Below are 14,342 nucleotides of genomic sequence, written 5' to 3'. Positions count from 1 at the left end.
TCGCACGGCTGTTGCGCTGGGACGGGATACAAGTCGCTGCGGCGCCCGCTGTCAATACTTTGTTAAGACATCATTTCACAAGCAGGTCCGAATGTAAGTACAAAGTATTGACAGCGTCGGCTCCCGGGCCCTACACCTGGGAGGCGGCAGACCCGCTGGTACGTGGTCGATCCCTACCCCAGGCGCGCGGGCGTAGCCCTGACGCGGAAACGGAGCGACGTGTTGACCCTCAGCACCCCCGGCATCCCGGACCTCGTCGCGGTCCGCGCCCGGCACCCCGAGGCCGTCGCCGAGGCCGCGGCCCGCCGCGTGCGGCGGCCGCTGCTGAACGACTCCGGCCGGCTGATGATCGTCGCCGCCGACCACCCGGCCCGTGGCGCGCTCGGCGTGGGCGACCGGCGCCTGGCCATGGCCAACCGGGCCGATCTGCTGCAGCGGCTGTGCACGGCGCTCGCCCGGCCCGGGGTCGACGGGGTGCTCGCCACCGCCGACGTCCTGGAGGATCTGCTGCTGCTCGGCGCGCTGGACGGCAAGGTCGTGATGGGCTCGATGAACCGCGGCGGCCTGGCCGGGTCCGCCTTCGAGATGGACGACCGGTTCACCGGGCACCGAGCCGCCGACCTCGCCCGGCTGCGCTTCGACGCCGGCAAGCTGCTGCTGCGCATCGACTACACCGACCCCGGCTCGCTCACCACGCTGGAGGCCACCGCCCGCGCCATCGACGAGATGGCCGCCTCGCGCCTGCCGGTGTTCGTGGAGCCCTTCCTCTCACGCCGGGTGGACGGCCGGGTCGAGAACGACCTGTCCGCCGCGGCCGTCACCCGCTCCATCGCCATCGCCTCCGGCCTCGGCGGCACCTCCGCCTACACCTGGCTCAAGCTGCCCGTCACCGAGGACCCCGACGACATGGGCGAGGTGCTGCAGACGTCCACGCTGCCCGCCGTACTGCTCGGCGGTGACGTGGGCGCCGACCAGGACGCCGTCTACGAGCGCTGGCGCAAGGCGCTGAGGCTGCCCACCGTGCACGGCATGGTCGTGGGCCGCTCGCTGCTCTATCCGGCCCGGGGAAGCGTGGAGGAGGCGGTCGACACGGCCGTCGGGCTGCTGTGAAAGGCCCGCCGGGGAAGGTCTGCTGTACGAGCGTCCCGTCAGAGGTCCGACCGACGAAGCGTGCTGTGAAACGGAGGAGTTCATGACGCACCACCTGCCCGCGGGCAAGGCGGCCGCCGGGCCCTACGCCGTCGACATCACCCCCGAGACGGCCGGCTGGGGCTACTCCGCCCTGCGCGTGCTCCAGCTGCCCGCCGGCGGCTCGCACACCTTCGACACCGGCGACAGCGAGTGGATCGTGCTGCCGCTCAGCGGCTCCTGCACGGTCTCCGTGGCCGACGACTTCGGCCACGACACCTTCGAGCTGACGGGCCGGGCGGACGTCTTCAGCGCGGTGAGCGACTTCGCCTACGCCCCGCGCGACGCCCGCGCCACCGTGACCTCCCCCGCCGGCGGCCGCTTCGCGCTCACCGGAGCCCGCTGCACCCGCCGGCTGCCCGCCCGGTACGGGCCCGCCTCCTCGGTCCCGGTCGAGCTGCGCGGCACCGGGAACTGCTCCCGGCAGGTCAACAACTTCGGGGCGGCCGGCGTCTTCGAGTGCGACAAGCTGATCGCGGTGGAGGTGCTCACCCCCGGCGGCAACTGGTCCTCCTTCCCGCCGCACAAGCACGACGAGCACCGCCCGGGCGAGGAGTCGGTGCTGGAGGAGATCTACTACTTCGAGTTCGCCGCGCACGACGCCACGCCCGGCCTCGGCTACCAGCGGGTCTCGCCGTCCGGGCGGGGCCGGGAGACCGACGTGCTGGCCGAGGTCCGCGACGGCGACGTGGTCCTCATCCCGGACGGCTGGCACGGGCCGTCCATGGCGGTGCCGGGCCACCACATGTACTACCTGAACGTCATGGCGGGCCCCGAGGCCGAGCGGGCCTGGCTGATCTGCGACCACCCCGGCCACGCCTGGATCCGCGACACCTGGGCCGAGCAGCCCGTCGACCCCCGCCTGCCCCTCTACACCGCCCCGGAGACGTCCCGATGAGCGCCCCTACCGTCCGACTGACCACCGCCCAGGCCCTGGTGCGGTTCCTCGCCGCCCAGTACACCGAACGCGACGGGGTGCGCCACCGGCTGATCGCCGGCACCTGGGGCATCTTCGGCCACGGCAACGTCGCCGGCATCGGCCAGGCACTCGTCGAGTACGCGGACCGCATGCCCTACCACCAGGGCCGCAACGAGCAGGCCATGGTGCACGCGGCCGTCGGCCACGCCCGCCACCTCAACCGGCTGTCCGCGATGGCGGTGACCACGTCGATCGGCCCGGGCGCCACCAACCTGGTCACCGGCGCCGCCCTCGCCACCATCAACCGCCTGCCGGTCCTGCTGCTGCCCGGCGACTACTTCGCCGCCCACCCCGCCGACCCGCTGCTGCAGCAGCTGGAGCACCCCGTGGAGGCGGACGTGTCGGTGAACGACACGCTGCGCCCGGTCTCGCGCTACTTCGACCGGATCACCCGGCCCGAGGCGCTGATCGCGAGCGCGCTGCAGGCCGTGCGGGTGCTCACCGACCCGGCCGAGACCGGCGCGGTGACGCTGGCCCTGCCGCAGGACGTGCAGGCCGAGGCGTACGACTGGCCGGAGGGGTTCTTCGACGAGCGCGTGTGGTTCGTACGACGCCCGGCGCCGGACCCCATGGAACTCGCCGAGGCCGTCCGGGCGATCCAGGGCGCCTCCCGTCCGCTGATCGTCGCGGGCGGCGGCGTCCACCACAGCGAGGCCGAGGAGGCGCTGCGGGTCCTCGTGGAGACCACCGGCATCCCGGTCGCCTCCACGCAGGCCGGCAAGGGCTCCCTGCGGTACGACCACCCCGCCGACGTCGGCGGCATCGGGCACACCGGCACGGCGGTCTGCGACGACCTCGCGCGCACGGCCGACCTGGTGATCGGCGTCGGCACCCGCTACTCGGACTTCACGACCGCCTCCGGGACCCTCTTCCAGAACCCGGACGTGCGGTTCGTGAACCTCAACATCACCGCCTTCGACGCGCACAAGCTGGCCGCGCGCACGCTGGTCTGCGACGCGCGCACCGGCCTGGAGAAGCTGACGGCGGCGCTCGCCGGGCACCGTGTGGACGCCGCGTACGAGGCGGAGTACCGGGCCGGCAAGGAGCGCTGGGAGCGGGTCGTGGAGGCCGCGTTCCGCGCGAAGGACGACAGCGCGGTGCCGACGCAGACACAGGTGATCGGCGCGCTGGACGGGGTCGTCGGCGACACGGACGTGGTGATCAACGCGGCCGGTTCGCTCCCCGGCGACCTGCACAAGCTGTGGCGGGCGCGCAGCCCGCGCCAGTACCACCTGGAGTACGGCTACTCCTGCATGGGCTACGAGATCCCGGCCGCGATCGGGGTGCGGCAGGCCGCGCCGGACACCGTGGTGTGGGCGCTGGTCGGCGACGGGACATACCTGATGATGCCGACGGAGATCGTCACGGCGGTCCAGGAGGGGCTGCCGATCAAGCTGGTGCTGATCCAGAACCACGGCTACGCCTCCATCGGCGGGCTGTCGGAGGAGACCGGCGGCGAACGCTTCGGCACGGCCTACCGGCACCGGGCCGCCGACGGCACCTTCACCGGGCCGCCGCTGCCCGTCGACCTGGCGGCCAACGCGGCCAGCCTCGGCATGGACGTGCTGCGCGCCAAGACGGTGGCCGAGCTGCGCGAGGCGCTCACCGCCGCACGCGGCGCCGACCGGCCGACGTGCGTGTACGTCGAGACGGACCCGTCGCCGACCGCGCCGGGGGCCGAGGCCTGGTGGGACGTGCCGGTCGCCGAGGTGGCGGGGCGCGAGGCGGCGGTGGCCGCACGGGCGCGCTACGAGCGGCGGGTGGCCGACCGCCGCCGGCACGTCTAGGGGGACGCCATGGCGCAGGAACGCACCTCGCCCGGCACGGACGCGGTGGACTTCGCGCTGGACCGGACCAGTCCCGTCCCGCTCTACCACCAGCTGGCGCAGCAGCTGGAGGCGGCCATCGGGCGCGGGGTGCTGGTCCCGGGCAGCCTGCTCGGCAACGAGGTCGATCTGTCCACCCGGCTCGGCCTGTCCCGCCCCACCGTCCGCCAGGCGATCCAGTCCCTCGTCGACAAGGGCCTGCTGGTGCGGCGCCGCGGGGTGGGCACCCAGGTGGTGCACAGCCAGGTCCGCCGCCCACTGGAGCTGAGCAGCCTGTACGACGACCTCCAGGCCGCCGGGCAGGGTCCCTCGACGCGCGTCGTGCGCAACGAGCGGGTGCCGGCGGGCCCGGAGGTGGCCGCCGCGCTGGGGATCGCCGAGGGCGCGGAGGTGGTCCTGCTGGAGCGGCTGCGCCTCACCCACGGCCGGCCGGTGGCGCTGCTGTGCAACCACCTGCCCGGGGACCTGCTCGACCTGGACACCGCCCGGCTGGAGGCGACGGGCCTGTACCGGCTGCTGCGCGCGGCGGGCGTCAGCCTGCACAGCGCCCGGCAGCGCGTCGGCGCCCGCTCCGCCACGGCCGAGGAGGCGGTCCGCCTGGACGAGCGGGAGGGCGCCGCCCTGCTCACCATGCAGCGCACGGCCTACGACGCCACCGGCCGCGCGGTCGAGCACGGCACCCACGTCTACCGGGCGTCGCGCTACTCGTTCGACTTCCAGCTGCTGATGCGGAACTGAGAGGCGGCGCGGACTTGACGGACGCGGGGCGGGGGAGGACAGTCGGTAGGCAGCAGGTATACGTCGTAAACATACAGCTGCACGTGCGCGAGGAGCCCGGTCCATGAGCGCACCGTCAACGATCCTGGTCACCGGTGGGGCCGGCTTCATAGGCAGCCACACGTGCGTGGATCTGCTGGACCACGGCTACGAGGTGATCGTGGTCGACAACTGGTCCGCCGGCGTACGGCAGGTCCTCGCCCGGGTCGAGCGGCTCGCCGGCCGGTTCGTGGGCGCCGTGTACGAGCTGGACATCCGCGACCGCCGGGCGCTGTCGGGGGTGTTCGCACGGCACGCCGTGGACGCGGTCATGCACTTCGCCGCGCTGACGTCGGCCCAGGCCTCGCTGCGCATGCCGGTGGAGTACTACGACGCCAATGTCGGAGGCACCACCGCGCTGCTGAACGCCATGCACGAACACGGGGTCCACCAGCTGGTGTTCTCCTCCACCGGCTCCCTCTACGCGGCGGCCGCGACCGGGCCGCTGGCCGAGACGGACCCGGCCCGCCCCGAGGACCCCTACGCGGCCTCCAAGTGGGCGTGCGAACAGCTGCTGGCCGACATCTGCCGGCACCGGCCCGAGTACACCGTGCTGTGCCTGCGCCACTTCACACCGGCGGGCGCCCATCCCAGCGGACTGCTCGGCGAGGACCGGCCCGGCCCGCAGGACACCCTGCTGCCGTCGCTGGCGCAGGTCGCCGTCGGCCGCCGCCGGCGGCTTCGGGTGTACGGCGGCGACTACCCCACGCCGGACGGCACCGGCATCCGCGACTACGTGCACATCCTGGACACCGTCGAGGCGCACCGGCTGGCGCTCGACCACCTCGCCGACGCACCGGGGATGCACGTGTACAACCTGGGCCGCGGCCAGGGCGTCTCGGTGCTGGAGGTCGTCGCCGCGTTCTCCCGGGCCTGCGGCCGGCTGGTGCCGTACGAGATCGCGCCGCGCCGCCTCGGGGACACCGCCGAGCGGGTCGCCGACGTCCGGGCCATCGGCCAGGACTGGGGCTGGCGGCCACGCCGCGACCTGGACGACATGTGCCGCGACACCTGGGGCTTCCAACGCCTCCACCCCCTCGGCTACCGCAACTCGGCCCCGAACGGTCCACCGGTCGAGGACTGAGCCCCTCACCGGCGGCACCGCCGCCGTCACCCCGGGTGAGGCCGGGCGCCGGTCGAAGATGCGGCCGGGTGCGGGCCGTGCCTAGGATCAGAAGCCAGAAGGCTCATCCAGGTTGACGCTTCAACGCAGCCCGTGTCCTCCGGTCTTGGGAGGCGCATGCCCGTGCTGCAGGCCCGCCGGCTGCCGGCCGCCTATCTCGCGACGGTCCTGGTCGTCACCTGTGTCTATCTGCTGGTCCCCGGATTGTGCACCCCGCTGTGGGCGTTCATCGGGCTGGCCGGCGGCCTGGCCGTCCTCGTGGGGGTCCGGCGCAACCGGCCCGCCGTCCGCTGGCCGTGGTTCTGCCTCGCGGCCGGACTGCTGGCCTTCGCCGCGGGCGACACGTACTACAACGCCCAGGAGCAGTACTTCAACGCCTCCAACCCGTTCCCTTCGCCCGCCGACGCCTGCTACCTCGCGGTCTACCCGCTGTTCGCGGCCGGCCTGTTCGGGCTCGTGCGGCACCGCTGGGTGGGCCGCGACCTGCCCAGCCTGCTGGACTCGCTGATCGTCACCGCCGGGGTCGCGCTGCCGGTGTGGGTGTACCTGGTCCAGCCGCTGGCCACCGAGGGCACGCTGACCTGGCAGCAGCGCGTGATCAGCGTCGCCTACCCGCTCGGTGACGTCCTGGTCCTGGCCATGCTGGCCCGGCTGCTCGCCCCGAGTCCGGGCTCCCGTCCCAACCGCTCGGTGCAGTTGCTGGTGCTGGGCACGGTGACCCTGCTCTGCTTCGACATCGCCTACGGCTTCCTGCAGCTCAACGGCTCCTGGGAGGTCGGCACGCTGCTGGACTCCGGCTGGGTCGTCTTCTACACGGCCTGGGGCCTGGCCGGGCTGCACCCCGACATGGCGGACCTGACCGCCGCCGAGGCCCGGCCGCAGTCGACGCTCCCGCAGTGGCACCGGCTGGTCCTGCTCACCCTCGCCACGCTCATCGCCCCGGCGCTGCTGCTCGTCGAGGAGCGGATGGGCCGGGTGCACGACGCGACCGTCCTGGCCGTCTTCTCCTCGCTGCTGTTCCTGCTGGTGATCCTGCGGCTCACGGTGATGGTCGTGGCGCACCGCAAGGCCATGGCCCGGGAGCAGGCGCTGCGCAAGGCGACCGTCGCACTGGTGTCGGCCATGACCCCGCACGAGGTCGCGGGGGCCTGCGCCCGTGCGGTCGTCGGCCTGTTCGGTCCGGACGTACCGCATCGCTCCCTGCTGCTCAACGCGCGCCAGGCGCAGGAGCTGTACGTCACCGTCGGCCATCCGTCCGGCCCGGGCGCGGACGCGCGGCCCCGCTCCCTGGCCGTGCCCGTGGAGCGGCTCGGCCCCCGGTACGCCACCCGGCTCAGCGGGCTGCCCCGCGCCCTGGTGTGTCCCATGGCGGCCCCCGGTACCTCCGCGCAGACCGAGCCGGCGGGCGCGCTGGTGGCGGCCGGCCCGGAACGGCGGCTGACCGAGGTGCGCGGCTCGCTGGAGATCCTCGCCTCGCACGCGGGGCTCGCGCTGGACCGCATCGCGCTGCGGCAGGAGGTCGTGCGCAAGGAGAGCGAGGCGTACTTCCGGACGCTGGTGCGCAACGCCTCGGACGTCATCCTCATCGTCGACGACGACACCACGGTGCGCTACGCCAGTCCGTCCGCGCGAGCCGTGTTCGGCCGCGGCGACCTGGTCGGGACCGAGCTGCGGGACCTGGTCGCCGCGGGCGACCGCGAACGCGTGGACCGCACGCTGGGCGCCCTCGGCGGGCGCGGGCCGCAGGAGGCGCACGACCACTGGTGGGTGCTGCGCGGCGACGGCCGGGTCGAGGTGGAGGTGCGCTGCCGCGACCTGCGCAACGACACCACCGTCGGCGGACTGGTCGTCACCCTGCGGGACGTGACCGAGCAGCGGCAGCTGGAGCACGAACTCACCCAGCGCGCCTTCCACGACCCCCTCACCGGCCTGCCCAACCGGACGCTGCTGCTGGAGCGGACCGCGCGTGCCCTGCTGCGCGGCCGCCGCGAGTCCACGCTGACCTGCCTGCTCTTCATCGACCTGGACGACTTCAAGACCGTCAACGACACCCTGGGGCACTCGGTGGGCGACCGGCTGCTGAAGGCGGTCGCCGAGCGGCTGGCGCAGACGCTGCGCCGCACCGACACCGCGGCCCGCCTGGGCGGGGACGAGTTCGCGGTGCTGATGGAGGACGCCCGGCAGCCGCTGGACGCCGAGCTGCTCGCCGCCCAGCTGATCCAGACCTTCGGCCGCCCCTTCCACCTCGCCGACGAGGCCGTCAGCGTCTCCGCGAGCGTGGGCGTGGCCACCGCGCGCGACAGCGGCGACGCCGAGGAGCTGCTGGCACTGGCCGACATGGCGCTGTACGCGGCGAAGGCGGCCGGCAAACGCCAGTGGCGCCGTTTCCTGCCCCAGCTGCGGGTGCGGGTGGCACAGCGGCACGACCTGCTGGCCCATCTCGACGACGCGATCACGCAGGAGCGGTTCGCGCTGAGCTACCAGCCGGTGGTGGACCTCGCCGAGCCGACGGCGCAGGTGGTCGGCTTCGAGGCGCTGGCCCGGTGGCCGCAGGCGCCGGGCGGTCTGGTGCCGCCCGACCAGTTCATCCCGCTCGCCGAGGAGACCGGCCAGATCGCCCCGCTGGGCGCCTGGGTGCTGCGCAGCGCCGCCGCCGGCATCGCCCGGATGCAGCGCCACTGCCGGCGCCCGCAGCCGCCGTACGTCAGCGTCAACGTCTCCGGGCGGCAGTGGCGCGATCCCGGGTTCCTGACCGCGGTGTGCCGGGCGCTGGACATGGCGGCGCTCGAACCGCGCTCGCTGCAGCTGGAGCTGACCGAGTCCGTGCTCATGCAGCGCGACGAGCAGATCGACTCCGTGATCGGTCAGGTCAGGGAGCTCGGGGTGCGCATCGCGGTGGACGACTTCGGCACCGGGTTCTCCTCGCTGCGCTATCTGCGGGAGTTCCCGCTCGACGCCCTGAAGATCGACAAGACGTTCATCGACGACCTGCCGCACGATCCGCAGCAGGTCGCGCTCGTCGAGGGGATCGTCCGGATCGCCGACACGCTGGGTCTGACGGTGATCGCGGAGGGCATCGAGCAGCCGGCGCAACGCGATCTGCTGGTCGGCATGGGCTGCCGGTTCGGGCAGGGCTACCTGTTCGCGCCGCCCATGTCGCTGGACGAGGGCGAGGCGGTGCTGCGCGGCACGGCCCCGCCGCCCGCGGCGTCGCGGGCCGGCCCGGCGGCGCACACGGCGGCGGACGCGGAGGACGTGCGGGGCCGTCGTACGACGACCGACGCACAGGCCGAGGGCGGACACAGGGAAGTCCTGCACGGACGCCCGGCATCCGGCACCGAGTCCCCGCGCGGCCGGCCGGCGGCCGACACGGGGACCTCGCGCACAGGCGGGGCGTCGGGCGCGGGGGCCTCGCACCCGGGCACGGCCCCGGGCGCCGGGGTGACACAGCTCAGGAGGGACCCGGGCACGGGCTTCCCCCCGTCCCACGCTTCCCCGTCCCCGCGCAGCGGGACCACCCTGGAGAGGGGACCCACCGCCATGCACCACGCCACGCACCTCCCCCTGGCGCCGGTCCGGCGCGATCCACGCTGGACCGAGCTCGACCGTCTGCGCCGGACGAGCCCCATGAGCGACGCGGTACTGGACGAGGTGCGCGGGCGGCACATCCGCTGCGGCGAGCACTGGCTGGTCGACTTCGCCTCCTGCAACTACCTGGGTTTCGACCACGACCCGGAGATCATCGAGGCGATCGGTCCGACCGTGCGCGACTGGGGCACCCACCCGAGCTGGTCGCGGCTGCTGGGCAGCCCCCGGCTGTACCCCGAGATCGAGGAGCGGCTCACCGCACTGCTCGGCGCCGAGGACACCCTGCTGCTGCCGACGGCGACCCTCATCCACCACGCGGTGATCCCGGTGCTGGCGGGGCAGGGCGAGGTGTTCGTGGAGGCCACCGCCCACCGCACGGTGTACGAGGGGTGCGTGGCCGCCCGGGGCCAGGGCGCGACCCTGCACCGGTTCCGGGCCGAGCGGCCGGACCAGTTGGACGCGCTGCTGCGGGACGCGGGCGGGCCCCGCCTGGTGTGCCTGGACGGCGTGAACAGCATGAGCGGCAACGTGCCCGACCTGCCGGCGCTCACCGCGATCTGCCGGCGGCGCGGGGCCACGCTGTACGTCGACGACACGCACGGCTTCGGCGTCATCGGCGAGCGCTCGCCCGACGAGCCGTGCCCGTACGGATCGCGCGGCAACGGCGTGATCCGGCACACCGGCACCTCCTACGACGGGGTCGTGCTGGTGGGCGGCTTCTCCAAGGCCTACTCGTCGCTGCTGGCGTTCCTGGCGCTGCCGAGCGCGCTGAAGGACCACCTGAAGACCGCGGCCGGCCCCTATCTGTACTCCGGCCCCTCCCCCACCGCCTCGCTGGCGACCGCGCTGGCCGGTCTGGAGGTCAACGAGCGCCGGGGCGACGCGATCCGCACCGATCTGCACCGCAAGACGGTCCGGCTGCTGGACGTGGTGCGCGCGCTGCGCCTGGACACGCCGTGCGCGGGCGAGCTGCCCATCGTGGAGTTCCCGCTGGCGGACGCCGCCGAGCTGGAGTCGGTCGCCGCCTACCTGTGGCAGCGCGGCGTCTATGTGACGCTCGCGGCCTATCCGCTGGTGCCGCACCGGCAGGTCGGCTTCCGGGTGCAGATCACGGCGCTGAACTCCGACGAGGACATCGACCGCCTCGGCGAGGCGCTGTCCGGGCTGGCCGCGCGCGGCGCGCTGCGGCACCGTGGCTGAGGCGGTGCTGATGACGATCCGCAACGACGACGTGGACTGGGACGGCTGGCCGGTCGAGGACTATCTGACCGAGAACTACCGGCAGCTGCACCCCTGCGACGCGGCGGTCATCGCCCACCACGCCGCGTACTACCGCACCCTGCCGGAGGGCGGCCTGGAGCGCGCGGTGGAGTTCGGTGCCGGCCCCAACGTGTATCCGCTGCTGCTGGCCGCCGCGGTCAGCGACCGGATCGACGCGGTGGAGGCGGGAGCCGCCAACGTCGCCTATCTGCGGCGCCAGTCGACGGCCGGCGCGGACGACAGCTGGCGTCCCTTCCACGCGCTGTGCCGGCGGCTGGACCCGCGGGTCCCGGCGACGCCACGGGGCGCGCTGGCCCGGGTGCGGGTGGTGCACGGCGACGTACGGGCGCTGCCGTCCGGGCGCTACGACCTGGCGTCCATGCACTTCGTGGCGGAGGGGGCGAGCGAGGACTTCGACGAGTTCGCCGCGTTCTGCGGGCACTTCGCGCGCTGTGTGGTGCCCGGCGGGCACCTGGTGGCGGCGTTCATGGAGAACCTGCCCAGCTACCGCATCGGGGCGGACTCGCACTGGCCGGCCTGCCCGGTGGACCCCGAGCGCGTCAGCCGGGTGTTCGCCCCGCTGACCGAGGAGCTTGCGGTCACCCGGATCGACGCCGATCCGACGCTGCCGGACTACGGGGATACGGGGATGGTGCTGCTGACAGCGCGAACGCGGTCTCGACCAGGGCGAGATGGCTGACCGCCTTGGGGAAGTTGCCGAGCTGCCGGCCGGTGCGCGGGTCCCACTGCTCGGCGAGGAGCCCGACGTCGTTGCGGACGGCGAGGACCCGCTCGAACTCCTCCTGGGCCTTGAGGACATGGCCGGTCGCGGCGAGGGTATCCGCATGCCACAAGGAGCAGGAGACGAACGCTCCTTCACGACCGGCCATGCCGTCCACGGTGTGCACCCCTTCGTCGCCGGGTGCGTAGCGGTGCAGGAATCCGCCCTCCTGAAGGCCGTGCAGGGCCCGCAGGGTGCCGCGTACCCGCACGTCCTGCGCGGGCAGGAAGCCGAGCCGGGGCATCAGCAGGGCGGTGGCGTCCAGGGCCGGGGAGCCGTAGGACTGCACGAAGGAGCCCTGGCCGGGGTCCCAGCCCTCCCGGCAGACCTGCCGGTGCACCTCCTGCCGCATGGCCCACCACTGCGCGGATGATCCGTTGCGGCCCAGGAGCTTTCCCATGCGCAGGGCGCGGTCGGCGGCCACCCACACCATGACCTTGGAGTGCACGAAGTGGCGGCGCGGGCCGCGCACCTGCCACAGGCCCTGGTCGGGCTCGCGCCAGTGCCGCTGCAGGAAGCCCATCAGCGCTTCCACCAGCTCCCACACGTGGGCGGGCATCGGGATGCCCGCCAGCAGCGAGTGGTACAGGGTGTCGAGAACCTCGCCGTAGACGTCGAGGTGGAACCTGCCGACGGCGGAGTTGCCCAGCCGGACGGGCTGGGAGCCCTGGTAGCCGGCCAGCCAGTGCGCCTCGGTCTCGCGCAGCAGCCGCTGGCCGCCGACGCCGTAGACGCACTGCAGGTCGGCGGGGTCGCCGGCGAGGGCGCGCACCAGCCAGTCCAGCCAGGCCGTCGCCTCCTCGCGGTAGCCGCTGCCCAGCAGGCAGGACAGGGTGAGGGTGGAGTCGCGCAGCCAGCAGTAGCGCTCGTCCCAGTTGCGCTCGCCGCCGATGCAGCCGGGCAGTGAGGTGGTGGGGGCGGCGACGATGCCACCGGTGGGGGCGTAGGTGAGGGCCTTGAGGGTGATCAGGGAACGCACCACGGCATCGCGCCAGGGGCCCTGGTAGTTGCAGCGTCCCGCCCAGCCGCGCCAGTGCTCGACGGTCTCCTTCAGCAGGGTCTCCACCGGGACGCCGAGCGTCCGCGGTGGCCAGGTGTGGTGTGAGGGCGCCCAGGCCAGGACGAGGGCGATCCGCCGGCCGGCGGCGACGGTGAGCTCGGCGACGGTGGCGTGCTCGTCACCGGTGAGCCGCGCCTCGCCGTCGACGCTCAGCCACACGGCGTCCGGCCCGGCGACGGCGACGGTGCAGCCGTCGACGCCGCGCACCCACGGCACGACGCGGCCCTGGTGGAAGCGCAGCCGCAGTTCGCTGCGCAGGGACACCTCGCCCACGACGCCCTCGACGATCCGGACGAGGCAGGGCAGCGGGGACATGGGCGCCATGAAGTCGGTGACCCGGGCGACGCCGGTCGGGGTGCGCCACCAGGTGTCCAGGACCAGCGTGTCGGGCCGGTAGGCCCGCCCGGCGCAGGTTCCGGCGCCGTTGGCCGGGGCGATGCGCCAGAAGCCGTTGTCCGGCGTCCCCACCAGGGCGGCCAGGCAGGCCGGCGAGTCGAAGCGGGGCAGACAGAGCCAGTCGACGGAGCCGTCGCGGCCGACCATGGCCGCGGTGCCCATGTCGCCCAGCAGGGCGTAGTCCTCGATGGGGGTCATGGTGTCCCGCCTACCACCGGGCCGTCGGGGGCGGAGTGCGGACCCTGGTTGCGGCCCGCCCACCACCGGGCCACCACGTGCTCGGCCCGCTTGCCCTGGGCGGAGTTGTCCAGCGGCCGGACGCGGTCCGTCGGGGCCGGGAGCTGTGCCCACGCCCACCAGTGGACGCCCGCCCACCAGGGCAGACCGGTGAAGGTGCGCAACAGCGCCTCGTAGCCGGCCGCCTGTGCCACGGTGTCGGGCGTGACCGGGCCGGCCGACGGGCCGGGGGTGGCCGGCACGCCGCTGCTGCAGCCGGCCTCGGCGAAGAGGACGCAACGGCCGGTGCGGGCGGCGAAGTCCCCCAGCGCGTCGCGGAGGGGGCACCAGCCACGGGCGAGGACCTGCGGGTCGTGGTGCCGCCCCCGGGGCAGCGGCCAGTAGACGTCCACGCCGATCAGGTCGACCGCGTCCCAGAAGGCGACGTACTCGTACTCGTCGTGGTGCGCGGCGTAGAGCAGCGAGCCGCCGTAGACCACGCGGGTGCGGTCGACCAGGGCCAGCCAGCGTGCGCGTTCGTGCACCGTGCCCGCGAGTTCGGTGCCCACGGCGAGCGCGTCGACGCCGTAGCGGGCGCCGAGCCGGGCGTAGTGGGCGATGAACTCGCCGTAGGCGGCGAACCAGTGGCCGGGCCGGGCGGGCCGGATCGAGCCCCGGTCGCCGGCGTCGTCGAGATCGAGGTGTGGTTTGAGCAGGACGTTCAGTCCGTAGCCATGGGCCAGGCGGATCATCCGCGCGACGCCCTCGTCGGTGGGTGTGGTGAGCGAGGGGCGGATCACGTCCGCGCCCGCGGCCGGCTGGTACCAGGTCGGGGTGAGCTGGATCCAGTTGGCGCCCGAGCGCGCGATGCTCCGCAGGTGGTCGCCGGCGCGCGGATCGTCGTACCCGTCGCGCACGTACGTGGGCAGCGCGAAACCGCGCTGCCGGGGCGGGATCCCCGGCGCGGGGAGGTCGGGCCCGTGTCGTTCGCCCAGTCCGTACACGAAGGGAAGCAGCCCCATGTCGGTCACCTCGCCGCCCCTCGGCCGGGCAAAATCACGGGCGGAACCGTATCCGTATCGTGTACGTTTACGGCGTATAGAGACAGG

9 protein-coding genes are annotated in these 14,342 nt (G+C 73.8%); 7 read left to right on the top strand and 2 right to left on the bottom strand.

Annotated features, from left to right (window positions below; all coding sequences use genetic code 11):
• The first annotated feature begins 222 nt into the window (after window positions 1-222).
• The 7 genes from C3489_RS23170 to C3489_RS23135 all read left to right on the top strand — a co-directional run bounded on the left by C3489_RS23170 (window position 223) and on the right by C3489_RS23135 (window position 11,480).
• A complete protein-coding gene (locus C3489_RS23170) occupies window positions 223-1,110 on the top strand; it encodes a deoxyribose-phosphate aldolase (RefSeq protein ID WP_103783965.1) in 888 nt (295 codons plus the stop codon).
• Window positions 1,111-1,192: 82 nt separating this feature from the next.
• Entirely contained in the window at window positions 1,193-2,086 is an 894-nt protein-coding gene (gene iolB / locus C3489_RS23165) for a 5-deoxy-glucuronate isomerase (protein WP_103783964.1), read from the top strand.
• Window positions 2,083-3,954 carry a 3D-(3,5/4)-trihydroxycyclohexane-1,2-dione acylhydrolase (decyclizing) gene (gene iolD, locus C3489_RS23160; RefSeq protein ID WP_103783963.1) on the top strand — a complete coding sequence of 624 codons (1,872 nt, stop codon included), beginning with the start codon at window positions 2,083-2,085 and terminating at the stop codon, window positions 3,952-3,954. Before iolB ends, iolD begins: the two co-directional genes overlap by 4 nt.
• Window positions 3,955-3,963: 9 nt before the next feature.
• Window positions 3,964-4,731 carry a GntR family transcriptional regulator gene (locus C3489_RS23155; protein ID WP_103783962.1) on the top strand — a complete coding sequence of 256 codons (768 nt, stop codon included), beginning with the start codon at window positions 3,964-3,966 and terminating at the stop codon, window positions 4,729-4,731.
• Window positions 4,732-4,834: 103 nt separating this feature from the next.
• The gene (galE, locus tag C3489_RS23150; protein ID WP_181139803.1) at window positions 4,835-5,893 is read left to right on the top strand and encodes a UDP-glucose 4-epimerase GalE; all 1,059 of its coding nucleotides are present in this window, start codon (window positions 4,835-4,837) and stop codon (window positions 5,891-5,893) included.
• Between the two features lie 156 nt (window positions 5,894-6,049).
• Complete coding sequence (locus C3489_RS23145; protein ID WP_258054915.1) at window positions 6,050-10,720, top strand: aminotransferase class I/II-fold pyridoxal phosphate-dependent enzyme; 4,671 nt, start codon at window positions 6,050-6,052, stop codon at window positions 10,718-10,720.
• A gap of 10 nt (window positions 10,721-10,730) precedes the next feature.
• Entirely contained in the window at window positions 10,731-11,480 is a 750-nt protein-coding gene (locus tag C3489_RS23135; RefSeq protein ID WP_103783985.1) for a methyltransferase, read from the top strand.
• Here C3489_RS23135 and C3489_RS23130 read toward each other — a convergent pair.
• Window positions 11,380-13,215, bottom strand: coding sequence for a glycoside hydrolase family 15 protein (locus tag C3489_RS23130; RefSeq protein ID WP_103783961.1), 1,836 nt, complete (start codon window positions 13,213-13,215; stop codon window positions 11,380-11,382). The genes C3489_RS23135 and C3489_RS23130 overlap by 101 nt on opposite strands.
• Window positions 13,212-14,255 carry a hypothetical protein gene (locus C3489_RS23125; RefSeq protein ID WP_103783960.1) on the bottom strand — a complete coding sequence of 348 codons (1,044 nt, stop codon included), beginning with the start codon at window positions 14,253-14,255 and terminating at the stop codon, window positions 13,212-13,214. The genes C3489_RS23130 and C3489_RS23125 overlap by 4 nt, the downstream gene beginning before the upstream one ends.
• Between the last annotated feature and the right edge of the window lie 87 nt (window positions 14,256-14,342).

It is taken from the genome of Streptomyces sp. Ru71, from assembly GCF_002920535.1.
Lineage (GTDB): Bacteria > Actinomycetota > Actinomycetes > Streptomycetales > Streptomycetaceae > Streptomyces.
This window is presented reverse-complemented; position numbering and strand designations above follow the sequence as displayed.